Annotated in this window: 25 protein-coding genes; 8 read left to right on the forward strand and 17 right to left on the reverse strand. The window is 70.2% G+C overall.

Annotated elements, in window-relative coordinates:
• From AC2IPW_RS23665 to AC2IPW_RS23695, 7 genes are all read right to left on the reverse strand, one after another.
• Complete coding sequence (locus tag AC2IPW_RS23665) at positions 1 to 1,206, reverse strand: CoA transferase (RefSeq protein WP_395704428.1); 1,206 nt, start codon at positions 1,204 to 1,206, stop codon at positions 1 to 3.
• Positions 1,203 to 2,438 (reverse strand): acetyl-CoA C-acetyltransferase, encoded by a 1,236-nt coding sequence (locus tag AC2IPW_RS23670; RefSeq protein WP_395704427.1) that lies wholly within the window; start codon positions 2,436 to 2,438, stop codon positions 1,203 to 1,205. The genes AC2IPW_RS23665 and AC2IPW_RS23670 overlap by 4 nt, the downstream gene beginning before the upstream one ends.
• Positions 2,425 to 4,125 carry an AMP-binding protein gene (locus AC2IPW_RS23675; RefSeq protein WP_302069464.1) on the reverse strand — a complete coding sequence of 567 codons (1,701 nt, stop codon included), beginning with the start codon at positions 4,123 to 4,125 and terminating at the stop codon, positions 2,425 to 2,427. The genes AC2IPW_RS23670 and AC2IPW_RS23675 overlap by 14 nt, the downstream gene beginning before the upstream one ends.
• The gene (locus AC2IPW_RS23680) at positions 4,122 to 4,979 is read right to left on the reverse strand and encodes an alpha/beta fold hydrolase (RefSeq protein ID WP_486375830.1); all 858 of its coding nucleotides are present in this window, start codon (positions 4,977 to 4,979) and stop codon (positions 4,122 to 4,124) included. Before AC2IPW_RS23680 ends, AC2IPW_RS23675 begins: the two co-directional genes overlap by 4 nt.
• Positions 4,976 to 5,719: a hypothetical protein gene (locus AC2IPW_RS23685; protein ID WP_486375831.1), complete on the reverse strand. Its 744-nt coding sequence runs from the start codon at positions 5,717 to 5,719 to the stop codon at positions 4,976 to 4,978. The genes AC2IPW_RS23680 and AC2IPW_RS23685 overlap by 4 nt, the downstream gene beginning before the upstream one ends.
• The gene (locus tag AC2IPW_RS23690; RefSeq protein ID WP_003938770.1) at positions 5,716 to 6,912 is read right to left on the reverse strand and encodes an acyl-CoA dehydrogenase family protein; all 1,197 of its coding nucleotides are present in this window, start codon (positions 6,910 to 6,912) and stop codon (positions 5,716 to 5,718) included. Before AC2IPW_RS23690 ends, AC2IPW_RS23685 begins: the two co-directional genes overlap by 4 nt.
• An 87-nt stretch (positions 6,913 to 6,999) precedes the next feature.
• Positions 7,000 to 7,602, reverse strand: a complete 603-nt coding sequence (locus tag AC2IPW_RS23695; RefSeq protein WP_416062132.1) for a TetR/AcrR family transcriptional regulator — start codon at positions 7,600 to 7,602, stop codon at positions 7,000 to 7,002.
• 122 nt (positions 7,603 to 7,724) lie between these two features.
• Here AC2IPW_RS23695 and AC2IPW_RS23700 point away from each other — a divergent pair, with 122 nt between their 5' ends.
• The 3 genes from AC2IPW_RS23700 to AC2IPW_RS23710 are packed head-to-tail and all read left to right on the forward strand — an operon-like array spanning position 7,725 to position 10,164.
• Positions 7,725 to 8,219 (forward strand): nuclear transport factor 2 family protein, encoded by a 495-nt coding sequence (locus AC2IPW_RS23700; protein WP_003938772.1) that lies wholly within the window; start codon positions 7,725 to 7,727, stop codon positions 8,217 to 8,219.
• Positions 8,216 to 8,551, forward strand: a complete 336-nt coding sequence (locus AC2IPW_RS23705; protein ID WP_003938773.1) for a DUF485 domain-containing protein — start codon at positions 8,216 to 8,218, stop codon at positions 8,549 to 8,551. Before AC2IPW_RS23700 ends, AC2IPW_RS23705 begins: the two co-directional genes overlap by 4 nt.
• Positions 8,548 to 10,164: a solute symporter family protein gene (locus AC2IPW_RS23710; RefSeq protein WP_450119675.1), complete on the forward strand. Its 1,617-nt coding sequence runs from the start codon at positions 8,548 to 8,550 to the stop codon at positions 10,162 to 10,164. Before AC2IPW_RS23705 ends, AC2IPW_RS23710 begins: the two co-directional genes overlap by 4 nt.
• Before the next feature lie 51 nt (positions 10,165 to 10,215).
• Here the strand turns inward: AC2IPW_RS23710 and AC2IPW_RS23715 are convergent, their stop codons facing one another.
• The 7 genes from AC2IPW_RS23715 to AC2IPW_RS23745 all read right to left on the reverse strand — a co-directional run bounded on the left by AC2IPW_RS23715 (position 10,216) and on the right by AC2IPW_RS23745 (position 16,970).
• Positions 10,216 to 10,404 (reverse strand): hypothetical protein, encoded by a 189-nt coding sequence (locus AC2IPW_RS23715; protein WP_003938775.1) that lies wholly within the window; start codon positions 10,402 to 10,404, stop codon positions 10,216 to 10,218.
• 151 nt (positions 10,405 to 10,555) lie between these two features.
• Positions 10,556 to 11,086: a DinB family protein gene (locus tag AC2IPW_RS23720; RefSeq protein ID WP_054372637.1), complete on the reverse strand. Its 531-nt coding sequence runs from the start codon at positions 11,084 to 11,086 to the stop codon at positions 10,556 to 10,558.
• 84 nt (positions 11,087 to 11,170) lie between these two features.
• Entirely contained in the window at positions 11,171 to 11,353 is a 183-nt protein-coding gene (locus AC2IPW_RS23725) for a hypothetical protein (RefSeq protein ID WP_003938777.1), read from the reverse strand.
• A 42-nt stretch (positions 11,354 to 11,395) separates the two neighbouring features.
• The gene (locus AC2IPW_RS23730) at positions 11,396 to 12,583 is read right to left on the reverse strand and encodes an acyl-CoA dehydrogenase family protein (RefSeq protein ID WP_486375832.1); all 1,188 of its coding nucleotides are present in this window, start codon (positions 12,581 to 12,583) and stop codon (positions 11,396 to 11,398) included.
• Between the two features lie 123 nt (positions 12,584 to 12,706).
• Positions 12,707 to 13,885, reverse strand: coding sequence for a CaiB/BaiF CoA transferase family protein (locus AC2IPW_RS23735; protein ID WP_486375833.1), 1,179 nt, complete (start codon positions 13,883 to 13,885; stop codon positions 12,707 to 12,709).
• Complete coding sequence (locus tag AC2IPW_RS23740; RefSeq protein ID WP_486375834.1) at positions 13,882 to 15,585, reverse strand: acyl-CoA dehydrogenase family protein; 1,704 nt, start codon at positions 15,583 to 15,585, stop codon at positions 13,882 to 13,884. The genes AC2IPW_RS23735 and AC2IPW_RS23740 overlap by 4 nt, the downstream gene beginning before the upstream one ends.
• A 20-nt stretch (positions 15,586 to 15,605) precedes the next feature.
• Positions 15,606 to 16,970 (reverse strand): MFS transporter, encoded by a 1,365-nt coding sequence (locus AC2IPW_RS23745; protein WP_289378013.1) that lies wholly within the window; start codon positions 16,968 to 16,970, stop codon positions 15,606 to 15,608.
• A 139-nt stretch (positions 16,971 to 17,109) separates the two neighbouring features.
• Here AC2IPW_RS23745 and AC2IPW_RS23750 point away from each other — a divergent pair, with 139 nt between their 5' ends.
• The 4 genes from AC2IPW_RS23750 (at position 17,110) to AC2IPW_RS23765 (ending at position 21,570) form a co-directional block, all read left to right on the forward strand.
• The gene (locus tag AC2IPW_RS23750; RefSeq protein WP_486375835.1) at positions 17,110 to 18,006 is read left to right on the forward strand and encodes a LysR substrate-binding domain-containing protein; all 897 of its coding nucleotides are present in this window, start codon (positions 17,110 to 17,112) and stop codon (positions 18,004 to 18,006) included.
• An 82-nt stretch (positions 18,007 to 18,088) separates the two neighbouring features.
• On the forward strand, positions 18,089 to 19,084 hold the full coding sequence (locus tag AC2IPW_RS23755; protein ID WP_486375836.1) for a LacI family DNA-binding transcriptional regulator: 996 nt from the start codon (positions 18,089 to 18,091) through the stop codon (positions 19,082 to 19,084).
• 55 nt (positions 19,085 to 19,139) lie between these two features.
• Positions 19,140 to 19,598, forward strand: a complete 459-nt coding sequence (gene aroQ / locus AC2IPW_RS23760; protein WP_003938779.1) for a type II 3-dehydroquinate dehydratase — start codon at positions 19,140 to 19,142, stop codon at positions 19,596 to 19,598.
• Between the two features lie 142 nt (positions 19,599 to 19,740).
• Positions 19,741 to 21,570, forward strand: a complete 1,830-nt coding sequence (locus tag AC2IPW_RS23765; RefSeq protein ID WP_486375837.1) for a TIM barrel protein — start codon at positions 19,741 to 19,743, stop codon at positions 21,568 to 21,570.
• A gap of 6 nt (positions 21,571 to 21,576) precedes the next feature.
• On the opposite strand, the gene AC2IPW_RS23770 is transcribed toward AC2IPW_RS23765, so the two are convergent.
• Complete coding sequence (locus tag AC2IPW_RS23770) at positions 21,577 to 22,581, reverse strand: NAD-dependent epimerase/dehydratase family protein (RefSeq protein ID WP_486375838.1); 1,005 nt, start codon at positions 22,579 to 22,581, stop codon at positions 21,577 to 21,579.
• 125 nt (positions 22,582 to 22,706) lie between these two features.
• Between AC2IPW_RS23770 and AC2IPW_RS23775 the strand changes: the two genes are divergently transcribed.
• Positions 22,707 to 23,708, forward strand: coding sequence for an MBL fold metallo-hydrolase (locus AC2IPW_RS23775; RefSeq protein ID WP_450119740.1), 1,002 nt, complete (start codon positions 22,707 to 22,709; stop codon positions 23,706 to 23,708).
• Positions 23,709 to 23,750: 42 nt separating this feature from the next.
• Here AC2IPW_RS23775 and AC2IPW_RS23780 read toward each other — a convergent pair whose 3' ends face one another.
• Positions 23,751 to 24,431 carry a TerD family protein gene (locus AC2IPW_RS23780; RefSeq protein ID WP_486375839.1) on the reverse strand — a complete coding sequence of 227 codons (681 nt, stop codon included), beginning with the start codon at positions 24,429 to 24,431 and terminating at the stop codon, positions 23,751 to 23,753.
• Positions 24,432 to 24,512: 81 nt separating this feature from the next.
• Positions 24,513 to 25,601, reverse strand: coding sequence for a DUF475 domain-containing protein (locus AC2IPW_RS23785; RefSeq protein WP_371382651.1), 1,089 nt, complete (start codon positions 25,599 to 25,601; stop codon positions 24,513 to 24,515).
• Positions 25,602 to 25,719: the final 118 nt, after the last annotated feature.

The raw sequence follows: 25,719 nt of genomic DNA on the forward strand, positions 1-25,719 counted from the left end.
CTACGCCCCGTCGGGCCGGGCCGACGGCGCCGGCGTCCCCGCCTGGGCATCCAGGAGCGCGTCGATGCTGCCGGCTCCCAGCCCGAGTTCCGCCAGCACCTCGCGGGTGTGCTGCCCGTGCTGCGGCGCCGGGCGCGCCCCGGTGTACGTCCCGTCCCAGCGCAACGGGGAGCGCGCCGTCGGTACCGCACCGACGCCGGGCTGTTCGACGCGCTCGATGACGGCATACTCGCGGGCGGCCACCTCGTCCATGGTCCGGTACGGCGCCCACAGCACCCGGCTGCCGGACAGTTCCTTCTCGATCTCGGCGAGCGTGCGCGCCGCGAACCACGGACGCAGGATCGCGGTGATCTCGTCCCGCGCGGCGTAGCGGTCGCCCTCGTCGGCGAATCGGAGCCCGCGATGCCGTTCGAGCGCCGCGAACACCTCGGCGGTGCCGGTGACCTCGACGAGCCCCCGCCACTGGGCGGCGGTGAGGCCGACGACCATCACGGCACGGCCGTCGGCGGTGGCGAAATCCGACCCGTAGCTGCCGTAGAGCGCGTTGCCCTGCCGCTCCCGGCCGGCCCCGCGGTCCTCTGCCTCGGCCAGCCAGCCCATGCTCGCGACCGCGGACACGGCGACGTCCTCGAGGGCGAGTTCGAGGTAGGCGCCCTCGCCCGTGCGGTCGCGCCGCCGCAGCGCGGCGACGATGCCCAGGGCCGCCTGCACCCCGGTGAGCAGGTCCCAAGCCGGTAGCACGTGGTTCACCGGGACGGTCCCGTCGACGGGTCCGGTCATCAGGGGCAGGCCGACCGCGGCGTTGACGGTGTAGTCCACGGCGGGCGAGCCGTCGGCGTTGCCGGCGATGTGCAGGTGGATCAGGTTGGGCCGGCGCGCGGTGAGCACGTCGTGTGCGAGCCAGGACGCGCGAGCCGCGTTCTCGAGCACGATGCCCGCCTCGGCGATCAGGTCGGTGACGACGGCGCGGCCGTCGTCGCTGCGCAGATCCACCGCGACGGACCGTTTGGCCTGGTTCAGGCCCGTCCAGTACAGGCTGGCTCCCGACTCCGCGAGGGGCCAGCGACCACCGTCGACCGCGCCGCCGATCGGGTCTACGCGGATCACATCCGCGCCGAGTTCGGCAAGGATGCGCCCGGCGGTCGGGCCGGCGACGAAGCTGGACAGGTCGACGACGCGGACCCCGTCGAGCGGCCGGGTCGTCATGCGACCCGCTCGAAGATCGCCGTCAACCCTTGCCCACCGCCGATGCACATCGTCTCGAGGCCGTATCGTGCTCCGCGGCGGTCGAGTTCGCGCAGCAGCGTGGCGAGGATGCGCACGCCGGTCGCCCCCACCGGGTGACCGAGCGAGATCCCCGAGCCGTTGACGTTGGTCCGCTCGAAATCGGCTTCCGTGAAGCCCCACTCGCGGGTCACCGCGAGCGCCTGGGCGGCGAACGCCTCGTTGAGTTCGACGAGGTCGATGTCGGCGAGCGTGAGACCGGCCCGCTTCAAAGCCTTCTCCGTCGAGGGCACCGGTCCGATGCCCATTTCGGCCGGGGCGACGCCGGCCACCGCCCATGTGACCAGCCGGCCCAGCGGTCGCAGCCCGAGCCGCTCCGCGTGGGCGCGGGTCGTGACGAGACATGCTGCAGCACCGTCGTTCTGACCGCTGGCGTTGCCGGCGGTCACCGTCGCCGCCGGGTCCTGTGCCGCCATGATCGGCCGCAGCTTCGCGAGGGTGTCGACGGTGGTGTCGGCCCGCGGGTGCTCGTCCCGGTCGACGACGCGGTCGTCGCCCCTGCGCTGAGGCACCGACACCGGCACGATCTCCTCCGCGAACACCCCGGAATCGATCGCCGCCACCGCACGCCGGTGCGACTCGACCGCCAGCTCGTCCTGTTCGCGACGACCGATCCCGTACTTGCGGCGCAGGTTCTCCGCGGTCTCGAGCATCCCGCCCGGGACGGGATGGTTACGCCCACCGGCGGTGACGCGGCCACGGGCGAGCCGGTCGTGCAGCGCAGCCGGCGCGCCCCTGGCGCCCCACCGCATCGATTCGGTGTAGTACTCGGCGCGGCTCATGGATTCGACGCCGCCGGCGATCACGACGTCGGCCACGCCCGTCTGCACGCGCATCGCGGCGTCGAGCACGGCCTGCAGCCCGGAGCCACACCGCCGGTCGAGTTGCAGGCCCGGCACCGTCACCGGCAGGCCCGCGTCGAGCGCGGCGACGCGGCCGATCGCGGGGGCCTCCCCGTTGGGGTAGCACTGCCCGAAGATCACGTCGTCCACCGACTCCGGGTCGATCCCGGTGCGGGACAGCAGCTCCGAGATCACGCGGGCGGCGAGGTCGGTGGCGGGCACGTCGACGAAAACCCCGCCGTACCGCCCGACGGGCGTGCGCAGGGGTTCGCAGATCACCACGTCGCCGGCGGTCGCGTCAGTTGTGGTCATGTCGGAAGTCCCTTTCCCGGTCGGTCCAGTCCTGCGCCCATTCGCGCAGCTCCACGGCACGGATCTTGGTGCCGTTGCCGCCCACCGTCGTGGGCATCGCCTCGATGACGTGAATCGCCGTGGGCACCTTGAACGCGGCGAGCGTTTCGGCACACCATGCCTTCAGCGACGCCGCATCGAAGTCGGTCGGGTCGTCGTCGGTGGGGACGACGAAGCCCACGGCTCGGGTGTAGCCGCCGTCGCCGGTGATGCCGACGACCTTGGCCGTCCGCACCCCGGGGTGCTCGGCCAGCCGGTGTTCGATCTCGGCGGGGTCCACGAGAAATCCCCGCAGCCGCAGCACGTCTCCCATCCGGCACACGTAGGTGTAGCCGCCGTCGCCGGTCGCGACGGCGAGATCGCCGCTGCGGAACCAGCCGTCGGCGGTGAACGCGCGCGCGGCGGCGTCCGGGTTGCCGAGGTACGCGTCGACGACGTTGGGGCCACGCAGTTGCAGCTCGCCCTGCTCGCCGTCCGGCAGCACCCGGTCGTCGAGCGGGTCGGCGATACGCACCCGGATCGCCGGATCGACCGGCCGGCCGCCGCCGTTCCAGCGCACCGCCTCCGGGTCGTCGTCCGACCAGAGCAGGGTCAGCGCGAACACCTCGGACGAGCCGAACACCCCCGAGGTGTGGGCGGCGAACTCGTCACGGGCCCAGCGGGCGATCTCGTGGGAACGGCCGAGGAAGTCGGCGATGCCGAGCCACTTCAGCGCGGACAGGTCGGCGCGCACCTCGCCGTGCCACGTGTCGTACAGGCGCCCGAACAGGTCGTCCCCGCCCACCACGTGCGTGACGTGCAGGTGCTCCATGCGGCGCAGCGTCGCCGCCGCGTCGAAGACCGGTTCCATGAGGAGCGTGGCGCCCCCGGCGAGGGCGGCCATCGCGGTGCTGTAGCCGAACACGCCGGACACCGGCAGCACGCACAGCGCGACGTCGCCGGGGACGACCCGCATGACCGCGGCGTCCGCGCGGGCATGCCGCACCACCGCGGAGTCCCGGTGCGCCGCGAGCTTCGGGGTGCCGGTGGAGCCGGAGGTGGTGAACGCGACGGCCAGCGGATCCGCCGGATCGTCCTCCGCCCCGGCCGGGGTGGGTAGGGCGGTGTCCGGGGTGTCCGGCGCGCGCACCCCCCGGGTGTCGCCGCTGCCCGCCCACCAGCAGCCCGCACCGAGATCGAACCCCGCGGGATCGCCGGCGTCGCTGCCGGGGCCGCCCACGACGGCGACCGCGGGGGGCGGCACCGTCACGGTCCCCGCCGCGTCGCGCAGGGTGCCGAACAGGTCGAGCCCGTGGAAGCCCGCCGCGACGGCGACGACCGCGGGCCGCGCGGCCGTGAGGATGTGGGCCACCTCCCCGGTGTTGTAGCGGGTGTTGACCCCGATGACGTGGGCGCCGAGCGCGGCGGCCGCGAACTGCCAGACGAGCGCGTCGGACCAGTTGGGGAGCAGGACGGCGACGCACCGGCCGCGTTCGACGCCGACGGCCTCGAGTTCGGACCGCAGCGCCTGCGCGCGGCGGCGCAGCTCGGCCCGGCTGCAGGGCAGCAGCCGGCCGTCGGCGGCGTCGTAGGTGGCCACGGCGTCCGGATCTGCGGCGACGAGGTCGTCGAGGAAGGGGGCGAGCCCCGCGGTGGTCGTAGCGGTCACGACAGCACCTCCGCGGTGGCGGCTCGCAGGTCGGTCAGCCACGAATCGGCGAGGCCGGCGAAGTCGTCGACCTCCTCCATCGGGTAGTGACCGATGCCGTCGAGCCGGGTGAACCGGGCGCGTCCGGGAGAGATCTCGTTGATCCGTTCGGCGAGGTCCGCGACGGCGTCCGCCTCGAGCCACGGGTCGTCCGATCCGACGACGAGGTGCAGGGGGCAGGTCAACTGCGACAGGCGGTCGCGGACGTCGTGGGTGCCCCAGCCGATGAGGTCGGACGAGGAGATCTCGGGGTCCTCCCGCTTGTGCATGAGGGCGATCCGGTGCGCCGTGTCGGCGGATACCGAGCGCCCGACGGAGGCGAGGGTGCCGAGGTAGGTCCGTTCGGCACGCGACGGCCCGGCGACGTCCTCGAGTTCGCGCCGCAAGCCGGCGACGTTGACCCGGCCCGGAGCGGCCTCGGCCTCCATCGCGACGGCGCCGGCGAGCGGCCGGTCCGGCCGGGTGGCGAGCTCGAGGGTCAGCTTGCCGCCGATGGAGCAGCCGAGCACGTACGGCCGGTGCACGTCGAGCGCGTCGAGGAGGGCGCCGAGCCAGTCGCCGTAGGTGGTGAGGCTGGTGACCGGTCCGGCCGGGTCCGGTTCGGAGCGGCCGTGGCCGGGCAGGTCGGGCACGAGGACGCGGTAGCCGCGGACGGCGAGGTCACGGGCGACGTGCCGCCACTGCACCCCGCTCTGGCCGGCGGTGTGGAGGCACAGCACGGTGGGCAGCGGGTCGGAGGCGGGAGTCCCGTCGGGGGTGACGATCTCGACGAACCCGAGGGCTCCGTCGATGTCCAGGTAGCGGGCCTCGATCATGAGCGGGCCTTTCTCGCGACGGCACGGGCGTGGCCGATGATCAGGTTCAGCGGCTTGGTGAGCCGGAGGTACTCGTATCCGTCTCCGGTGGCGGAGAATTCGCCACCGATCGCGCGGCGCATGAAGTCGTCGCGCTCACCGAGGATCAGGTCGGCCCACAGGTGGTCCGGTGCGACGAACGTGAAGGTGGCTCCGTGCGGGGTGCGGCGGGTGACGTCGACGATTCGGCCACGGTAGATCCGCAGGTGCACCTCGCGGTCGCCGCTGCGCAGGCCGACGGTGCCGTCCCAGGTGGCCAGCGACGACGCGAAGGCCGGATCCTCGGTGAGGCTGTCGCGCAACAACTCTCCCCACGCGGGGGTGCAGAACTCGAGTTCGGTGGCGGTCGCGGCGGGCGAGTCGAGCAGCCAGGTCTCGGTCCCCTCCTCGCGGACGGCGCCGGTGGCGTCGAGCACGCGGACGAACCGCTCGGCGGTGGTGCCCGCGACGCGGGTGACGACGGCCTCCGACCGGATCCGGTCCACCGCCGTGACCGGCGCGATCGCCGTCCAGCGCAACCCCGTGCGGTGCGCGGCCGGCACGCGCGCGGTGAGCAGCTCGGCGGCCACGGTGCCGAGGGCGAACGTGCCGGTGGGAAGGACGATTCCGGACTCGCAAAGCAGCTCGGAGGCCATCCGGACGGGGCTGGCGGCGCGATCGCCGACGCGGACGGTGTGCGAGGTGGTCACGATGGTGCTCATGCGGTTTCCGGCCTTCCGAGCAGCTCGTCGGAGATGATGCGCATCTGGATCTCGCTGGTGCCTTCGAAGATCTTCGTCAGGCGGGCGTCGCGCCAATGTCGTTCGACCTGGAAGTCGGTGGTGTAGCCGGCGCCGCCGTGGATCTGCACCGCCTCGCTGGTGACCTGCTCGGCCATCTCGGTGGCGACGAGCTTGCACATCGACGCCTCGAGCGAGCAGCGGCGTCCGGTGTCGATGTCGGTGGCGACGGAGTACATGAGCTGGCGCGCCGCCTCGATGTCGGCTGCCATCTTCGCGATCTTGAACCGCAGGTGCTGGAAGTCGCCGATGGGACGGCCGAACTGGCGCCGGGTGTGCACGTAGGCGATCGAGTCCTCGAGGGCTGCGCGGGCAAGGCCGATCGCGCGGGCGGCGGTGTGGGCCCGGCCGACCTCGAGCCCGGAGACTGCGAGGTAGAAGCCTTTTCCTTCCTCGCCGAGCATCTTGTCGGCGGGGATGCGGAAGTTGTCGAACGACAGTTCCCAGGTGCTCCAGCCGAAGTAGCCGATCTTGCGGACCTTGGTGCCCGAGATCCCCTCCGGGAAGACGCCGCGCTGCTTCTCGACGAGGAACGCGCTGATTCCCCGGTGCGGCTTGGCCGGATCCTTGCGCGGATCGGTGCGGGCGAACAGCACGAGGTAGTCGGCCTCGTCGGCGTAGGTACACCACATCTTCGTGCCGTTGACGACCCATTCGTCGCCGTCGCGGACGGCCCGGCAGGAGATGTTGGCGACGTCGGAGCCGGCCTCCGCCTCGGACAGCGCGTACGCGCCGAGGTATTCGCCGCGGGCCACCTTCGGCAGCAGGGCGGCCTCCTGCGCGGGGGTGAAGCCGCCGCCCATGCCGTTACCGCGGGCGAGCAGCCCCGACACGCTCATCCAGGCCCGGGACAGTTCCTCGGCCACCAGGCAGTACTCGAACACGCCGAGGCCGAGGCCGCCGTGCTCCTCGGGGATCATGATGCCGAAGAACCCGATCTCGGCCATCTCCTTCTTCAGCGAGTCGGGGATGGTGCCCTGGACCGGGTCGAGTTCGTTGGCGACGGGCAGCACCTTCGTCATGGCGAAGTCGCGGGCGAGGTCGCGGATGGCGAGGCGCTCTTCGGTGAGGTACCGCGGGGTGTCGGTGCGCGGCTGCGACGGCCGGTGGGTCATTGGGGACTCCCTCGATGAACCAGTATCTGGTCATTAACGCTTGTTCACCCAGTAGAGCATGACGCCGCCCACACGTCAACGGCCGGTTCAGGACGGGCGGTAGCCGAGCAGATTGAGGGCGTAGCGGCCGTAGTCGTCGGCCACCTCGGTAGCGCTCAGCGGTCCGTCGGGCCGGAACCACAGCGGGATCCCGGCACACATCGTCAGGACGGCGGTCACCGCCTGGTGCACGTGCGGGACCTCGAATATTCCCAGTTCAACGCCTTTTTCCGCGATGTCGACGAACAGCTGCTCCTGGGCGTCGCGCGAGCCCACGACCCGCTTGCGGTCCACCTCCCCCAGGTACCGCAGCTCGGTGTTCGCCACCAGGCACTCGCGCGGGTTGCGGGCGGTGAACAGCGCATGCGCCACCACGGCCGTGCGCCATTGCTCGGCGGGATCGGGACCGGCCTTGCGCAGGGCGGTACGCGTGGCGGTGAACTGCTCGTCGCTGGCCGCGCGGAGGATCTCGACGAGCAGTTCCGACTTGTTCTCGAAGTGGTTGTAGACGTTGGCGGCGCTGCAACCAGCACGATTGGCGATCGTACGCATCGTCGCACCGTGGAAACCAGCCGCGAAGAACTCGTCGAGCGCCGCGTCGAGGATCCGGTCGCGGACGCCCACCAAGGCCGTGCCCGATCGAGTGTTCATGAGGTGCAGGGTAGAGGCCCGGGTCGGGACCAGCAAGAAGTCCGTCTTGACGCTGCCATTGCGCTCCATTTATGGTCCATCTCACATGAACATGCGTTAACCACTTCATCGAAGGACGCGCTGTGACCACCCTCCCCGACATCACGCTCGCCGAGCGGATCGCCCGCCTCGAGGACCTCGAGGCGATCCGCTCGCTCGACGCCCGCTACTGTCGCCATCTCGACGACGGCGACTGGGACGCCCTGATGGACCTGTTCACCGACGACGGCGAGTTCGACGGCCTGTCCCGTCCCCGCGGCAAGGCCGAGATGCGCGAGTTCTTCGCCGGCCTCGCCGCCGGCGGACTCACGACGTTCTGGCACTTCATCACGAACATGGAAATCGACCTCGACGGCGACCGCGCCACCGTGCGGTCGTTCCTGTGGCAGCCCTGCGTCACCGACGGCACCCCCGCGATCGCCGCCGGGCGCTACACCGACGAGGTGGTCAAGGTCGACGGCCGCTGGCGCTACCGCGTCAAGCAGGTCCGCTTCCACTTCTTCGGCCCCCTCGAACAGGGCTGGGACGAGAATCTGTTCGCGCTCGAGACGGCGCGGCGTGCGGCGGTGCGACCGTGACCGAACTGCGCACGCAACCGACCTGGAGCGCGATGCTCGCCCTGCCCGAGGTCGTCGAACTGCGCCGCCGTCGGCGCACCGTCACCAACTCCCTCGGCGGCCTCGCCATCGCCCTCTTCGCGTCCTTCCTCGTCGGCTTCGCCTACTTCCCCCACTTCCTCGGCGAGACCGAACTGCTCGGAGTCCCCCTCTCGCTGTGGGTCGTGTTCTCCCAGTTCGCCGGGACGTGGGTCCTCGTCTACGCCTACTTCCGGCTCACCCGCACCTACATCCAGCCCGCCGCCGACGCGGCCGTCGCGGCCGTCCTCGAGAACCAGGAGCGTGCGGCATGACCGGCGACGCCGACTACCTCGCCATCGCGATCTGCGCGGCGGTGATCTCGCTGACCCTGTGGGTCACGTTCGCCGTGTCCCGGCGGGCCCGCAGCGCCGACGGATTCTTCGCCGCCGGCCGCTCGATCTCGAGCTGGCAGAACGGTTTCGCGATCGCCGGTGAATTCATCTCGGCCGGAAGCTTCCTCGGCACCACCGGCCTGATCTTCTACAAGGGTGTCGACGGTGCGGTCATCCTCTGCACCTCGGTGATCTCGTTCCTGCCCGTGCTGTTCCTGCTCGCGGAGAAGATGCGCAACGTGGGCAAGTACACCCTCGCCGATGTGCTCGTGTTCCGCACCGAGGCACGCAGTGTGCGAGTCGTCGTGGCGCTGAGCACCATCGCCACCGGCACCTTCGTGTTGCTCGCGCAACTCGTCGCGGCCGGGGTGCTGCTCGAGTCGGTCTCCGGTATCCCGTTCTGGCTGTCCGTCATCGTCGCCGGCACCCTCATGGGCATCTACGTCTTCGTCGGCGGCATGCTCGCCACCACCTGGGTGCAGGTCATCAAGTCCACGATCCTGTCGGTCCTCGCGATCGTCGTCGGCCTGGGTATCCTCGCGCAGTTCGGGTTCAGCTTCCCGAAGGTCCTCGACACCGCGACCGATCACGCGGTCGCGGGCGAGGCCGTCCTGTCCCCCGGCCTGATCTTCGGGCAGACCAGCGCGCTGAACCTCGTCTCGTACTCGCTGGCGTTCGCGCTCGGCACCGCAGGCATGGCGCACATCCTGATCCGCTTCTTCACCGTCCCCGAGGCGAGCACCGCACGACGCTCGCTGGGCTGGACCGTCGCGCTGTGCAGCATGTTCTACCTGATCGTCATCGTGATGGGCTTCGGCGCCGCCGCACTGCTGGGCGACGGGGGCGCCGATCGGGTCGGTGCCGGGGGCAACCTCGCGGCGCCCGTGCTCGTCACCGAACTCGGTGGGGGCGTGGGCACGATCGGCGGCTCGATCGCCCTCGCGATGGTCGCGGCGGTGGCCTTCGCGAGCATCGTCGCCGTCGTCGCCGGCGTGGTGATCTCCGCCGCGGGCACCTTCGCCCGCGACATCTGGCCGGCGCTGACCCGCACGCCGCCGGTGGACGAACTCGACGTCGCGGCCCGCACCCGCGAGGAGAATGCGCAGGCCCGCGTCGCCCGGTTCGGTGCCGTCGCATTCAGTGCCCTCGCGATCGGGCTGACCATGCTGATCGGCGACGACACCAACATCACCTACTTCATGGGCATGGCGTTCATGGTGGCCGGCAGCGCCCACCTGCCGTCGCTGGTGCTCAGCCTGAACTGGCGGCGCTTCAACAGCACCGGCGCCGTGTGGGGAATCCTCACCGGCCTGATCTCGACCGTCGTCAGCCTCATGTTCACCGAGGCGCTGTGGCTCGGCAGCGGGCCGGCACCCCTGACGATCCAGCTGCCGGTGATCGTCACCATGCCGCTCGGCCTGGCCGCGTGTGTCGCCGGTTCGCTGATCGGTGAGAAGCGGCGCGGGCGCACCGCACACGAGGACGAGAAGTTCGCGGAGATGCTCGTGCGCGCCGAGACCGGCATCGGGGCGGAGGTCGCGACCGCCCACTGACGACGACGGGCACCCGCACTCGGCAGATGCGAGTGCGGGTGCCCCGTCATGTCAGGGCAGGTCGAACAGCGTCGGATGGTCCTGCTGCGCCTGCTCCGCGAGCACCGCGCCGTGTCTCTCGCACATCTCACGGGCGATGTGCTCGGGGCACGCGAGTTCACGACCGATCTGTTCCCAGTCCCACCCGGACGCGTGCAGTTCCCAGGCGACGCGGCCGTCTTCGTCCCAGAGTGCCGACATGGGCCGATACTGCTCCCGGAAACCGCGAGCACCAAGGACATCCGACCGCGTGTCGCCGATCGCCGCGATTCGGCGGCGACCCCGCGCCCGAAAGTGCTTCCTGCGCGCGTGAGAACGCGCGCAGGAAGCACCGCGGCGCGCGACGACCCGGCTAATCGAAAGTCATCCCCGCGTCGGCGCCCTGCTGCCTGGTGGTGTTCGCGCCGTCGAGGGATTCGCGGATGATGTCGGCGTGGCCGCTGTGGTGGGCGGTCTCCCGGATGATGTGCAGCAGCACCTTCCGGGCGCTCCACCACTGTCGCTCCGGGGCCCACGGTGCGGTCGGCAGTGGCACCTGCAGGTCGAGGTCCTCGAGGCCGGCGACGAACGTCTCCGTCTCCTTTGCGATCGCCTCGTACCGTTCGAGCAGTCCGGCGACGGTGTCGTCGTCGCGCATGAAGTACTGCTCCATCGCGGACTCCAGGTCGAACTCGGCGGTGTCGTCGAGCGTGCGGATGGTGTCGATCCAGTGCTGTTCGGTGGTCGCGACGTGCCTGAGCAACCCACCCAGGGTCAGCTCGCTGACGGTGCTGCGGGTGCGGGCCTGCTCGTCGTCGAGGTTGCGGAGGGTGATCAGGAACGTCTTCCGTTGTTCTGCCAGGATGTCGAGGATGTCGGCGCGTTCCCCGGTCCGCTCGGTCATCTGGTGTCCGCCCTTCGTGAGGTCGATTCTCCTGCTACGACGACAGTAGGGAGGATTGCGGACGACTTCGGTCCTCGATAGCGATCAGGTGGCGAAGAAGACCGCGCCGGTTACCGGGACGAGGGTCAGGAACAGGACCGACAGGACGAACAGCGTGATCGTCAGCTTCCGGTTCCATCCGCCGCGGGTTCCGCTCGCGGCGAGCACGAAGAGCACGAATCCGATGCAGATGGACACGATGCCCACGATCACAGGTGTCTCGATCATCTGCTCATCATCGTTCAGCCGGTGGTCCCGCGACGACGCAGGTCACCGGAAGGCGGCCTCACCGGTCAGGGCCTGACCGATGGTCAGCTGGTGCACCTCGGAGGTGCCCTCGTAGGTCAGCACCGATTCGAGGTTGTTGGCGTGCCGCAGGACCGGGTACTCGCCCGTGATGCCGTTGGCACCGAGGATGGTGCGGCACTGGCGGGCGATCGCGATGGCCTCCCGGACGTTGTTGAGCTTGCCGAGGCTGACCTGCTCCGGGGAGATCTCGCCGCGGTCCTTGATGCGACCGAGGTGGTAGGCGAGCAGGTGGCCCTTGCCGACCTCGAGGGCCATGTCGGCGATCTTGGCCTGGGTGAGCTGGTAGCCGGCGAGCGGCTTGTCGAACACCTCCCGGGACCGCGCGTAGTCGATTGCGGTCTCGAGGCAGTCGCGGGCCGCACCGATCGCCCCGAACACGATGCCGAAACGGGCCTCGCCGAGCGCGGTGAGCGGCCCGCGCAGCCCCTGCGCCTTCGGCAGCATCGCCGAGGCGGGCAGGCGCACGCCGTCGAGGACGAGTTCGGAGGTGACCGAGGCGCGCAGCGACAGCTTGGCATGGATCTGCGGGGCGGAGAAGCCGGCGGTGTCGGTGGGCACGACGAAACCGCGGATGCCGCGGGCGCCGTCGTCGAGGTCGGTCTGCGCCCACACGACGGCGACGTCGGCGATCGAGCCGTTGGTGATCCACATCTTGGTGCCGTGGAGAATCCAGTCGTCGCCGTCGCGTTTGGCGTGGGTGCGCATCCCGGCGGGGTTGGACCCGAAGTCCGGTTCGGTCAGGCCGAAGCAGCCGATCGCCTCGCCGGCGGCCATGCGGGGCAGCCACTGCTGTTTCTGTTCCTCGCTGCCCCAGTGGTGGATGGAGAACATCGCCAGCGAGCCCTGCACGGAGACCAGGCTGCGGATGCCGGAGTCGACGGCCTCGAGTTCGAGGCAGGCCAGGCCGTAGGCGGTGGCGCTCATCCCGGCGCAGTCGTAGCCGTGCAGGTGCATGCCCAGCACACCGAGCTGCCCGAGTTCCTCGGCGAGCTCGCGGGCCGGGAGCTTCGCGTCCTCGAACCACCCGGCCACGTGCGGGCGGATGCGCTCGTTGCCGAACTTGCGGACGGTGTCGCGGATGGCGATCTCCTCCGGCTCGAGCAGGGCGTCGAGCGCGAAGAGCTGGGACAGCGACTGGGCGTGGGTCATGTCTTCTCCGAAGTTCTCGTGCTGAAACGGTTGTGCCCTGCCGGCCGCGGCGCCTGGGGCCCAGGTTGTCGCACGCCTGCGGGTGGGACCGGCGGCCACGGTGCCGCCGGCGGACCGGCCTCCTCACCGCACCGCCGGCACCTCCCGGTACTGCGCCAGTACCTCGTCCGTGTGCTGTCCGTGGACGGGCGGTGCCGACCCCAGCGGGGGCCGCGCACCCCCGAAGTTGACCGGGAACGCGATCTGTTCGAGCGGCCCCGATTCGTGATCGACGGTGCCGATCATGCCGATCGCGGCGGTGTGCGGGTCCTGGTAGATCTCGTCGAGGTGGCGAATCGGCGAGACCGGCACGGCGTGCGTTTCGAGCAGCCGGCACCAGTGCTCGACGGTGTTCGACCCGAACGCCTCGGTGAGGACCTCCTCTAGGGCCTCACGGTGTTCGATCCGGTTGCGGTTGCGAAGAAACCGCGGGTCGGCCGCGAGGTCCGGACGCTCCAGGGCCTCGCACAGGTGCTGCCACAAAGTGTCGTTGCCTACCGCCACCACGAAGTAGCCATCGCGCGCCGGATATGCCTGGTAGGGAGCGAGATTCGGGTGGGCGGATCCGAGCGCGCGGGGCCGCTGCCTCGTGGCGAAGTAGTTGGTCGCCCAGTTGACGTGCATGGCCAGTTGGCATTCGAACAGGGAGGTCGTGACGTACTGTCCGCGGCCGGTGCGGTTGCGCTCGACGAGGGCCGCGAGTACCCCGATGACACCGAACAGGGCGGCACCGAGGTCTCCCATCGCGTATCCGGCCTTCATCGGTGCGCCACCCGGTTCCCCGGTCAGGGACATCAGCCCGCCGGCGGCCTGCGCGACCATGTCGTATCCGGGTTGGTCGCGCAGTGGACCCTCCTCGCCGAATGCCGAGATGTGCAGGACGACGAGCTGGGGGTACTGCTCCGAGAGCGCACGGTAGTCGAAGATCCGTTGCAGGCCGCTGCCCGGTTTGAAGTTCTCGACGAGGACGTCGGCGTCCTCGAGCATGCGGTGCACGATCCGCTGCCCCTCGTCGGACTTCAGATCGATCGTCACGGACTTCTTGCCGCGGTTGACGGCGAGGTAGTAGGTCGCGTCGTCGCCCACGAACGGCGGTCCCCACACCCGCGTGGGATCGCCGCCGTCGGGATGCTCGACCTTCGTGACGTCGGCGCCGAGGTCGGCGAACGACATGGTCGCGTACGGGCCGGCGAGGATCTTCGAGAGGTCGAGCACCTTGACGCCGGCGAGCGGGGCCGGGCCGGTGGCGGGGTTCTCGGTCATGGTCGTGCTCCTGTCAGTGCCGGCGCCGCAGCGTGCGCGACGGGCGGGTCGATGTCGGTACCGTCGGCGACGGCGTCGAGATGTTCGAGGGCGACGGCGTTCGGCACCCCGGCGAGGCCGTCGAGGTACGCGTGGGCGACGAGCAGCGACCGATGTTCGGGGCCGTGCTCGAGGCGATGCGAGGCGAGGTCGACGAGCAGCGTGGCCGTCACGGTGCGCGCGAGGTCGTCGGTGTATGCCGCGCAGCGGGTCTGGGCGCGGACGTCGTCTCCGGCGAGCAGATCCTCGCCGCGGGCCTCGAGCGCATCCCAGCGCTCGCGCAGCTCCGCGACCGCCGGCGCGCAGCCCGGTGCCGCGGCGTCGAGCATCGCGCGCATCGCCGCCGTCAGAGTCTGGTGCGCGCCGCTCTTGCGCATGGATCGCAGCACGTCGAGGGCGATGACGTTGCTCGACCCTTCCCAGATCGACCCCAGGTGCGAGTCGCGGACGAGCCGCGTGAACGCCCAGTCCTCGATGTACCCGCAGCCGCCGCGCACCTCCATCGCTTCGCCGGTCACGGCCCGCGCCCGCTTGCACACGTAGTGCTTCGCGACCGGGGTGAGGATCCGGACGATGCTGCGCGCCTCGTCGTCCCCGCGGTCGGCGCGATCGAGGCACACCCCGCTGTAGGCGACGAGCGCGAGCGCGCCCTCCGCGTCGAGCAGCAACGGCAGCAGGGTGGCACGCATGAGCGGCTGCTCGAACAGCGGCTTGCCGAAGACGACACGATCCCGGGTGTGGGCGACGGCGTCCCGCACGGCCCGCCGCATCAGGGCGCTCGAGCGCATCGCGTTCGACAGCCGTGAGGTGTTGAGCATCTCCGTCATCTGTAGGAACCCGCGCTCGAGCTCGCCGACCTGCAGCGCGTACGCGCCGTGCAGCGTGACCTCACCGCTGGGCATCGAACGGGTGCCGAGCTTGTCCTTGAGTCGGTCGATCGTATGGGAGTTCCGGGTTCCGTCGGGAAGATGTTTGGGCAGCATGAACATTCCCACTCCGCGTGTCGATCCTTCGGCGCCGCCGGGGAATCGGGCGAGGGTGATGACGACGTCGGCGTCCGGGTTCGAGGCGAACCACTTGCGCCCGGTCAGCCGCCATGCCGTGCCGTCGAATTCGGCGCGGGTCTCGGTCCGGGCGATGTCGGTTCCCGCCTGCGTCTCGGTCATGAACATCGCACCGGTGAGCGCGGTGGCCGGGTCGGTCGAGGTCAGTCCGTCGATCCACGGGCGGAAGGTGGCGGGGTCGCCGAACATGCGTAGGGTGCGTGCGGCGGCGTCGGTCATCGACACGGGGCAGGCGAGCCCGAACTCTGCCTGCACGAACAGGTACGACGCGAGGTACTTGACGAGATGGGGCGGCACGTCCGTCCAACCGTGCAGCGGGCGATGCGACAGGGCGGAGAGACCGTATTCCGAGTACGCCGCGCGGCACAGCTCGAGATATGCGGGGTGGTAGTCGATGGTGTCGACGCGCTGTCCGTCCCGGTCGTACTGCCGCAGGACGGGAGGGTGGGCGTTCGCCGTGGCCGCGAGGCCCTCGAGCCGCTGCGCTGCGTCCTCCCCCAGGCGATCGAGGAGACCGTCGGTGAGGTTGCGGTCGGCCTCGGCGATCCACCGGTCGACCACCGCCCGCAATGCCGGATCGGTGTGTGCGTAGTTCATTCGTCTCTTCCTTTCGGACTTCAGTGCGTGGCAGCGGCGGTCCGGGCCGGGGCAGGATCGGCGGTCTCGGTCCTCGGTGACCGGCGCAGCAGTGCCGTCATGCAGACGAGCGAGAGCAGGACGTATCCGAGTCCGAGTCCGACGACCGGCCAGATCGAACCGCTGCGGTTGAGCAGGAACTGGCTGACCATCGGCGCCGTACCGGCAAAGATCGCCGTCGACATCTGGTACGAGAGGGAGATTCCGGTGTAACGGACGTGGGTGGGGAACACCTGCGCGAGGATTCCGGCGAGTGCCGAGTAGTACATCGCGTGCGGAGCGGTCGCGACGACCATTCCGACGATCGCCCACCCGAGTGATCCGGTGCGGATCAGCACGAACATCAAGGGCAGGACGAGTAATTCGGGTGCGAGCATCCACCACACGGCTCGGCGCACGTCCATCCGGGTCGCAAGGACGGCACCGAACGGTTGCACGATCACCTGCGCGACGAGCGCCACTGTGATGACGAGCAGGAAGTCGCTACGTTCGAACCCGAGGTCCGTCGTCGCCCACGACAGCGCGAAGGTCGTCTTGACGTAGGTGATCGCGACACCGGCCACCACTGCGCCGATGCCGAGGAACAGTGGGACGGGATGCGAGCGGAGCACTTCCACGAGGGGAAGGCGCGTGTGCTGCCGGGACGCCGCCGCCTGCATCTCCGGGGTCTCCTGGATCCGGAGCCGGATGTAGAGCGCGACGATCACGAGGCCGGCGGACGCCAGGAACGGGATACGCCATCCCCAGCCCTCGAAGGCCGCGTCGGACATCGCGGTCAGTCCGAGGAAGGCGACGGTCGCGAGGAGGTTGCCGACCGGTGAGCCCTGCTGCGCGAAGGCGCCGTAGAGGACCTTCCGCCGGGGCGGGGCGAATTCGGTGGCGATCAGGACGGCCCCGCCCCATTCCCCACCCATCGCGATGCCCTGCAGCACTCGCAGGAGGACGAGGAGGACCGGCGCCCAGACTCCGATCTGGTCGTACGTGGGCAGCAGACCCACACCGACGGTGCCGGTGCCCATGATCGCGAGAGTGACGATCACCGCGTTCTTGCGGCCGAACCGATCGCCGAAGTGGCCGAAGACGACACCGCCGAGCGGACGTGCGACGAACCCGACCGCGAACGTCGCGAACGCGGCCAGCGTGCCGAGCGCGGGAGAGACGTCGGGGAAGAACAGACTTCCCAGCACGAGCGCCGAGGCGGTGCCGTAGATGTAGAAGTCGAACCATTCGATGGTGGTGCCGACGAAGGCGGTGACACCGGCGCGCCGGGCCGCCGTGGAGTCGTGGACCGGTGGCGAAGGCTGTGGTCCGGGGGCGGGCGCGGCGTGCTCTGGCTGTGGATTCACGGTGCACTCCGGGGACTGTCACGCGGGCGTACCCGCTGCTGAATGAGGCGTACATCACCCTCTCCCACGCATCCATGTAATGTCCAAGACCTAATCGAGAACGATTGTGTGGTTCTCACACAGAATTGCGAGGGCGATCGTGGAGCTTCGGCAACTGCAGGCATTCCTCGCGGTGGCGGAGGAGCTTCACTTCGGGCGCGCGGCGGAACGGCTGCACATCGCCCAGTCGCCGCTCAGCCAGATGATCCGCTCCCTCGAGCGTGAGCTCGGCGCCGAATTGTTCGCCCGCACCACCCGGTCCGTCCGCCTCACCGCGGCAGGTACCGCACTGCTGGCCCCCGCCCGGGTGATCGCCGCACAGGCCGACGTCGCCCGTAACGTCGTGCGCGCAACCGCCGCCGGCGAGACCGGAATCCTCAGTGTCGGATTCGGCGGGGCGAGCGGTTACACGGTCCTGTCCGAACTGACCCGCGCCCTGGCAGATCATCACCCCGGCATCGAACTGGACCTTCGCCCCCAGACCTATTCGGGGGAAGTGGTCGACCTCGTCTCGCGGGGCCTGCTCGACATGGGCATCGTCGGCCTGCCGGTCCCCGACGACGTCGCAACCGAGACGGTGCGCCACGAGTCGCTCCTCGTCGCGGTCCCGGCCGGTCACCCGCTCGCTGCCCGCAACTCGGTCGCCGCCGCCGAACTCGCCGACGAGCGATTCGTGGTCTACCCCGCGGCACACGGCTCCATCGTGCGCGACACCATGCTCGTGATGTGCAGCGGCGCGGGCTTCACCCCGACGATCGCGCGCGAAGCACCGGATCCCTACAGCCTGCTCGCCCTCGTCGGAGCAGGAGTGGGCATCGCGGTGGTCGTCGCCTCGACCACGCACATCACGGTCGACGGCGTCCGGTACGTGCCGCTCGACCACTCTCCGGTTCTGCCGATCGCCCTGGCCTGGCGGCGCGACGGCGCTGCACCCGCCGTCCGCCGCGTCGTGGAGGTGCTGCGTCGGCTCCCTCCTCGTGTCCCGGCCGACGAGTAACCGCCGCGCACCCGCGCGGGCATGCTTGACAAAGCAATGTAACCGCTTGCACAGTGGGTGGACCCCACCCCGAGGAGAACCCATGGCGACGCTTCGCGAGGTCGCGGCGCGCGCCGGCGTCTCGACCGCCACGGTCTCCCGCGTGTTCTCCCGACCGGAAGCGGTCAGTCCCGACACCCGCGCGAAGGTCTTCACCGCCGCGGAGGCGCTGTCCTTCACTCCGAACCCCACCGCCCGCTCGCTCGCCCTCGGTCGCACCCACAACCTGGGCTTCCTCGTCCCCGACATCCGCAATCCCGTGTTCGGTCCCGCCGTCGAAACCGCGCAGGACCGGGCGCGCGAGCGCGGCTACTCCCTGTTCGTCGCGGCGGGCGAAGGACGGTCCGCCGACGAGCTCGACCTCGTCCGGGCGATCGCCCGGCAGGTCGACGGACTGGTGCTCATCGCCCCGCGCATGTCCGACACCGACCTCGAGGATCTCGCACGGGTCACCCCCGTCGTGCTCGTCAACCACACCTGCGGGGAGCTGCCCGCCGTGCTGCTGACCTCCGACGACGGCATGTCCCAGGCGGTGGACCACCTCGCCGACGCCGGGCACACCGCCGTCACGTACCTCGGCGGTCCCGACTACTGGCTCGCCCAGCGGCGGCGCCTCACCGCCTTCACCACGGCCTGCGCCGCCCGGGGCATCACCGGCACCGTGCTCGGTCCCCTCGAACCCGACTTCGTCGTCGCGGGCCGGAACGCGGCGGACGAACTGGTCCGGACCGGCACGACGGCCGTCGTGGCGTACAACGACCAGGCCGCCGTGGGCCTCATGCAGGGCTTCGCCGAGCACGGACTGCGTGCGGGCCGCGACTACTCGGTCGTCGGATTCGACGACTCGTGGCTCTGCGAGATGACCTCGCCGCCGCTGACCACCGTGCATCTGGCATTCGACGAGGCCGGCGTGACGGCAATCGATCTGCTGTGCGACGTCCTCGACGGAAAGACCGCACTAGACGCCGGACCCGTGGAACTCGGCACCCACCTCGTCGTGCGTTCGAGCACCGTGACCGCCGGGCTGCCCGTCGGCTGACAGACCGTTCCGGGGCGTTGTTCCGGAACACGCAGAAAGCGAAGGAGATTCGTTCATGACCTCGGTGCTCGTACTCAACGGCCCCAACCTCAACCTGCTCGGCACCCGTGAACCCGGTGTGTACGGCGCGCAGACCCTCGAGGACGTGGAGACCCTGTGCCGCAACGTCGGCAAGGAACTGGGCGTCGACATCGACTTCCGGCAGTCCAACCACGAAGGCGTCCTGATCGACGCCCTCCACGACGCCGGCGCCGCGGTCGCCCGCGGGGAATCCCTGGGCGTGGTGTTCAACGCGGGTGCCTACACGCACACCTCGGTGGCCCTGCACGACGCGATCAAGGGCGCGCACGTGCCGCTCATCGAGGTGCACATCTCCAACGTCCATGCCCGCGAGGAGTTCCGCCACCACTCCTACATCTCCCCGGTCGCCTCCGGGATCATCGTGGGCCTCGGCGTCGCCGGCTACGAATGGGCACTGCGCGCGCTCGTCGCCCAGCGCACGACCCAGGCGTAACCGGCGCCGTCACCGGTCCTCTCGCGCGCGTGACCCGCAGCGAGCCGTCCGTGCCGATACCGCCGGGGCGAACCCGCCCCGGCGCATCGGTCCCCGATTCCGCGCCCGCCCGCACAGGCGGCCGCTGTGGAGGAACCCGACCATGACCCACTCCCGACCCGGAACCAAGCGCGCCAAGGCAATTGCCACGGTGTGCCTGTCCGGCACCCTCGAGGACAAGCTCGTCGCCGCCGCCCACGCCGGCTTCGACGGCATCGAACTGTTCGAACCCGACCTGATCGGCTCCCCGCTCACGCCCGCGGCAGTGCGCGAGCACTGCGCCGAACTCGGGCTGAGCATTCCGCTGTATCAACCGTTCCGCGACTTCGAGGCCGTCCCGGCCGACATCCACGCCCGCAACATGCGCCGCGCGCGGCACAAGTTCGACGTGATGGAACAACTCGGCACCGACCTCGTGCTGGTGTGCTCGTCGGTCTCGCCGCACACCGTCGACGATGTCGACCTCGCCGCCGCGCAACTGCGGGAGCTGGCGGATGCGGCGGCGCAGCGCGGCATGCGGATCGCCTTCGAGGCCCTGGCGTGGGGCCGCCACGTGAACACCTGGCAGCGCTCGTGGGAGATCGTGCGCCGGGCCGATCATCCGGCCCTCGGCCTGTGTCTCGACAGCTTCCACATCTTCTCCCGCACCAAGGACGTTGCCGGGATTGCGGACATCCCGGGCGAGAAGATCTTCTTCCTGCAGCTCTCCGACGCACCGGAGATGGACATGAACGTCCTGCAGTGGAGCCGCCACTACCGGGTGTTCCCGGGCGAGGGCGAGTTCGATCTCGTCGGACTCGTCGCCCACGTCCTCGCCGCCGGCTACACCGGCCCGCTCTCGCTCGAGGTGTTCAACGACGTGTTCCGCCAGTCGGCCCCGGTGCCGACGGCGATCGACGCGATGCGTTCGCTGCTCGATCTGGAATTGCGCCTCGACGGTGACCCCGAACCGGTGCAGGTGCGCGGACACGCGTTCACGGAGATCGGAACCCCGCCCACCGCCGCGGAACCGGTCCGTGAGGCTCTCGCCGCGCTCGGCTTCACCCACTCGGGACAGCACCACAGCAAGCCGGTGGAGCTGTGGGAACAGGGGGACGCGCGCGTGCTGGTGAACACCTCGAACCCGGCCCACAGTGCGGCCGACGGCGCCGCCGTCACCGCCCTCGGGATCGAGGTCGCGGATGTCGGCGCCGTCTCCCGGCACGCCCACGAGCTGCTGGCACCTCAGCTGGCGCGGGTCGTCGGGCCGGGTGAGGCACCGTTGTCCGCGGTGGTCTCCCCGGACGGCACCGCCCTGTTCCTCTCGGCGGAAGCAGACGGTACCGCCGACTGGCGCAACGACTTCCGCCCCACCGGCACGTCGCCGGCCAGGACGGTGGGCGTGCGATGCACCGAGTACGTCGCACTGACCCAGGCCTACGACCGCTTCGACGAAGCCACCCTGTTCTACCGCTCGGTGCTGGGCCTGAACGATGCCGAGGCGGCCGAATACGCCGGGCCGTTCGGTCTGGTGCGCAGCCGCGTCCTAGCCGCGGACGGTTTCGAGGTCGGCCTCATCGCGCCCGTGCTGCGGCGCGGGGAGTGGGCGCCGGGGGTGCGGCACCCTCAGCACATCGCGTTCGGGGTCGACGATGCGGTGGAAGCGGCACGCACCCTGCATGATTCGGGCGCGCCGGTGCTGGAGATCCCCGCCAACTACTACGACGATCTGGATGCGCGGCTTGCTCTGGATCCGGAACTGCTTGCCGCCCTTCGGGAATACAACGTGCTCTACGACCGGGACGAGGACGGTGGCGAACTGTTCCAGGTGTTCACCAGGGTCGTCAGCGCGCGGGTGTTCTTCGAGCTGGTGCAGCGGCGCGGCGGCTACCGGGGTCACGGCACCGTCAACGCCCCGGTCCGTATGGCCGCGCATGCGGCCGCGCGACGCTGAACGCCGCTACCGGACTTCACCCACCGCCTGCGCCAGCGCCTCCAGGGTCTGGGCGCTCGTGTAGCGCGGCTGCCAGCCGAGCTGTGTCCGGGCTTTCGTCGTGTCCATCACGACGGACGTGCGGCCGGTGTGGATCCACTCGACGAGCGAGGGCAGGAACGGTAGCCGCGCCACCACGGCCGACGCCGCCGTCGCGACCGCGGCGGGGACGCGGACCGGCTGGGCACCGAGCGCGGTCGCGACGTCCGACAGCGACACCACCCCGTCACCGGCGATGTTGTACGCGCCGGGCGGCCCGTCGGATGTCACCGCCGCGCCCACGGCACTCGCCACGTCGTCGTGGTGCACGAGCTGGAGCGGGTGACCCGGATCCGGGAACAGCGGCGGTGGCAGCGGCATTGCACCCGCGGCCTTCCGCACGGCTCCGGGCAGGTGCTCGGCGATCTGCCGCCACGGCATGGCGTCGGCCAGGGCGGTCGCGTTCGGTCCCGCGACGATGCACGGCCGCAGCACGAACACCTCGAGATCCGATCCGCGGGTGACCTCGTCGAGGACGCGCTCGAGTTCGGCCTTCTGCTCCGAGTAGTAGTGCTCGTGCGAGCCGCGGGTGGGCACGTCCTCGGTGATCGGGGTCGGATTGTCCGGGTGGTAGCCGTATGCAGCGACGGACGAGGTGTACACGAGGCGTCGTGGCCGGGCCGCGGCGACCGTCGCCTCGAAGACGTTGCGGGTGCCCGCGATGTTGATCCGGTGGCTCTCGGCCCGCGAACCCATGATGACGAACGCCAGGTGCACGACGACGTCGGCCTCCGCGACCAGGGCGTCGACGGCGCCACGGTCGAGGATGTCTCCCTGCCGGTACTCGGTCTTGGTCCACCCCTGCGCGGCGGGGTCGAACGGGCTTCGTGCCATGCCGAGGATCCGGTCGATGCGCGGGTCCTGTTCGAGGGCCGCGACCGCGGCTCTGCCGATCTCGCCGGTGGGTCCGGTGACCGCAACTGTCGTGCCCATGAGAATCCCCTCGCTCGTGCCGTCGCCGGTGCGACCCGTACCGCGTTCCCGGGCCCGTCGGGGAGCAAACCTCCGGTCCGGCGCCTGCTATTAGACTCTCCGCCACCGTGGACAGGGGGCGAATCGTGGGCGACGGCGGATCGACGCAGATCGGCGACGGGGTGTGGGCGTTCGTGCGGGCACCGGGCGGCTGGGGCGAGGCGAACACCGGTCTCGTCGTCGATGCGGGCACGGCGTCACTGGTCGTGGACACTGCCTGGGACACCCGCCTGGCGCGCCGGATCGCAGAGGCGCAGCAGCCGCTGGTGGCGCGGGCACCGATCACCGAGGCCGTCAACACCCACTCCGACGGCGACCACTGGTGGGGCAACGACACGCTGCCCGCGACGACCCGCATCACGACCAGTGCGGCCGCGCTGCGCGGCATGCGCGAGGATCTGCCGCCGGCCGCGGTGGCGGCGCTGGCGACGGCGGGCCGGTGGCTGGGCGCGGTGCCCGGCCGGATCGGCGCCGCGGCCGCCTACATGCGCCGGGTGCCGGGCGGCGCCCACCTGCCGTGGCGGTCGCCCCGGCTGCCCGACCACACCTTCGACACCGATCTGCGGCTCGAGGTGGGACAACGTCCGGTGATGCTGGAGCGTCTCGGGCCGTGCCACACCGCCGGAGACGCGATCGTGCACGTGCCGGACGCCGGCGTGGTCTTCGCCGGTGACCTGCTGTTCATCGGCTCGACGCCGATTCTGTGGCACGGACCGCTGGAGAACTGGATCGCCGCGATCGATCGGCTGCTGGCCCTGGACGCCGACGTCTACGTGCCGGGCCACGGGCCGCTGTGCGGACCGGACGAGATCCGCGAGTTGCGCGCCTACTGGGTGTGGCTCGAGCAGGCCGGCCGGGAACAGTACGCGCGCGGCGCCGGGCCGCTCGAGGCGGCCCGGCAGTTGGTGCGCGATCCCGAATTCGTCCGGTGGGACGACTGGATCCATCCGGAGCGGATCGTCCTGAGCCTGAGCACGCTGTTCCACGGGTGGGGCGGGCATCCCCCGGCGCCGCCCACCGTCGTGCGGCGGGCCGGGGCGTTCGCCGACGCCGAGACGCTGCTGCGCGAGTTGTTATCGACACGGTGAGGATCCCGTAATCGGTGCGGACGCCGGGGTGTGTCGGCGTGGCTACTTCCGGCCCGGCGCCCAGTTCATGCCCCAGCCGTAGGCGCGATCGAGGTCGGACTGGCTGCCGTCGACGTATTTGACGAGCCGCGAGACGCTGATCTCGCGGCCGGTGTTCTGCAGCATCGCGATGGCACAGATCCGTGCGCCGTTGTTCGGCGAGTCGAGGCGCACCTCGATCTGCGGCCCGGAGGGCGGGGTGAGGGTGACGACGCCGTCCACGGCAGCCCAGTTGGGGGCGCCCTCGTAGATCATCGCGAAGATCAGGATCCGGCGGAATCGCTCGGGTTGTCCCAGGTCGATTCGCATGGTCTCACCGGCGGAGACGGCACCGGTCCGGTCGTCGCCGTCCAGCGCGACAAACGGAGGTTTCTGCAGCGCACCGAAGCTGTTGCCGAGTGCCTGGACGACACCCTTGGAGCCGTCGGCGAGCTCGTAGAGACAGCCGAGGTCGAGGTCGACGCCGCGGGCCGCCGCGCCGCCGGTGAGCTTGGCGAGGAATCCCTTTTTCGGTGGGGTCGGGGAGCCGGCCTGTGACCAGTTCAGGTTCACCAGGGTGATCCCGCTGCCGGACTTGGTGAGATCGACCGTCGGAGCAGCCTTGGTGAGACTGATCTTGCTCAGGCCGACTCCGCTCTTGTCGTCGCCGGGGTTCTTCGGGGGCCGGGTGTAGTCGATTGCCATGGATGGAACCTTTCCCTGGATACGAAGATGGGAACCCGCGATCGCTCGAACCGATCGCAGGTTCCCATCGATGTCGTGCGGTCAGGCGGCGACCGGCGCCTTCATCTCCTGACGATTGCGCCGGATGCTGCTGGCGAATGCGGCGCCGATGAGCGCGACCCCCACCAGACCCGTGATGATCTCGTTCACGTGATGGCCGATCGAGTACAGCAGGATGAACGCGAGCGCACCGATCGCCCAGTGCGCGCCGTGCTCGAGGTAGCGGTACTCCGACAGGGTGCCCTTGCGGACGAGGAACACCGTGATCGAGCGGACGAACATCGCGCCGATGAAACCGAGGCCCAGCGCGATGATGATCGGATCGGAGGTGATCGCGAATGCGCCGATCACGCCGTCGAAGGAGAACGACGCGTCGAGCACCTCGAGGTAGAGGAACAGGAAGAAGCCCGCCTTGCCGGTGGCCTTGGCCAGCTGGCTGGGCCCGCCGGCGGTTTCTTCCTCACCCTCCTCGGGGATGTGGAACATCTCGCCGAGGCCGTTGACGGCGATGTAGGTGATCATGCCGAGTACGCCGGCGATCATCACCGTGGAGACCTTGTCCTCGGGGGCGAGGATCGTGGCGGTCAGCACGAGCAGCACCGACGCGACGACGACCTCGAGCTGGTCGAGCTTGCCGGCCCGCGCGAGCGGACGCTCGAGCCACGCGAGCCACTTGATCTCGCGTTCCTCGAAGACGAAGTTCAGGAACAGCATCAGCAGGAACATGCCACCGAAGCCGGCGATCTGCGGGTGGGCGTCGGTGATGATGGTCTCGTAGCTGGGGCTGCCGTCGGGGAAGTAGGCGGCATCGTTGGGCGGTGGGTTCAGGGCGAGGTCGAGTGCCTCGACGGGACCGAGGCCGGAGGCGACCCACACGATGAGCAGCGGGAAGATCAACCGCATGCCGAACACGGCGATGAGGATGCCGATGGTGAGGAAGATCTTCTGCCAGAACTCGCTCATCCGCTGCAGCACGGTGGCGTTGATGACCGCGTTGTCGAACGAGAGCGAGACCTCGAGGATGCCGAGGATGGTGGCGAGGAACAGCGCCTGGGGTCCGCCGTAGAGGAAGGCGACCACCAGGGACACGACGGTGACGGCGAACGATATGCCGAAAATGCGCAGAACCACGAAGCGTGGCCTTTCTGTCTGGATCGGGCGGTGCAGGGTGGTTACTGCAGCAAACTATCGGTGAATCAAGGAAAGCGGCCCCCGGCGACGAAGCCGGGGGCCGGTTCCGGGGTCCGGG

Source organism: Rhodococcus sp. NS-SX18 (assembly GCF_057367935.1).

Bases quoted from the DNA above. Each gene is read 5' to 3' on its own strand.
- AC2IPW_RS23680 (WP_486375830.1), bottom strand. From the start codon at position 4,979: ATGATCGAGGCCCGCTACCTGGACATCGACGGAGCCCTCGGGTTCGTC.
- aroQ (WP_003938779.1), top strand. From the start codon at position 19,140: ATGACCTCGGTGCTCGTACTCAACGGCCCCAACCTCAACCTGCTCGGC.
- AC2IPW_RS23720 (WP_054372637.1), bottom strand. From the start codon at position 11,086: ATGACCGAGCGGACCGGGGAACGCGCCGACATCCTCGACATCCTGGCA.
- AC2IPW_RS23780 (WP_486375839.1), bottom strand. From the start codon at position 24,431: ATGGCAATCGACTACACCCGGCCCCCGAAGAACCCCGGCGACGACAAG.
- AC2IPW_RS23765 (WP_486375837.1), top strand. From the start codon at position 19,741: ATGACCCACTCCCGACCCGGAACCAAGCGCGCCAAGGCAATTGCCACG.
- AC2IPW_RS23690 (WP_003938770.1), bottom strand. From the start codon at position 6,912: ATGACCCACCGGCCGTCGCAGCCGCGCACCGACACCCCGCGGTACCTC.
- AC2IPW_RS23735 (WP_486375833.1), bottom strand. From the start codon at position 13,885: ATGACCGAGAACCCCGCCACCGGCCCGGCCCCGCTCGCCGGCGTCAAG.
- AC2IPW_RS23730 (WP_486375832.1), bottom strand. From the start codon at position 12,583: ATGACCCACGCCCAGTCGCTGTCCCAGCTCTTCGCGCTCGACGCCCTG.
- AC2IPW_RS23685 (WP_486375831.1), bottom strand. From the start codon at position 5,719: ATGAGCACCATCGTGACCACCTCGCACACCGTCCGCGTCGGCGATCGC.
- AC2IPW_RS23710 (WP_450119675.1), top strand. From the start codon at position 8,548: ATGACCGGCGACGCCGACTACCTCGCCATCGCGATCTGCGCGGCGGTG.
- AC2IPW_RS23715 (WP_003938775.1), bottom strand. From the start codon at position 10,404: ATGTCGGCACTCTGGGACGAAGACGGCCGCGTCGCCTGGGAACTGCAC.
- AC2IPW_RS23695 (WP_416062132.1), bottom strand. From the start codon at position 7,602: ATGAACACTCGATCGGGCACGGCCTTGGTGGGCGTCCGCGACCGGATC.
- AC2IPW_RS23665 (WP_395704428.1), bottom strand. From the start codon at position 1,206: ATGACGACCCGGCCGCTCGACGGGGTCCGCGTCGTCGACCTGTCCAGC.
- AC2IPW_RS23755 (WP_486375836.1), top strand. From the start codon at position 18,089: ATGGCGACGCTTCGCGAGGTCGCGGCGCGCGCCGGCGTCTCGACCGCC.
- AC2IPW_RS23725 (WP_003938777.1), bottom strand. From the start codon at position 11,353: ATGATCGAGACACCTGTGATCGTGGGCATCGTGTCCATCTGCATCGGA.
- AC2IPW_RS23770 (WP_486375838.1), bottom strand. From the start codon at position 22,581: ATGGGCACGACAGTTGCGGTCACCGGACCCACCGGCGAGATCGGCAGA.
- AC2IPW_RS23670 (WP_395704427.1), bottom strand. From the start codon at position 2,438: ATGACCACAACTGACGCGACCGCCGGCGACGTGGTGATCTGCGAACCC.
- AC2IPW_RS23740 (WP_486375834.1), bottom strand. From the start codon at position 15,585: ATGAACTACGCACACACCGATCCGGCATTGCGGGCGGTGGTCGACCGG.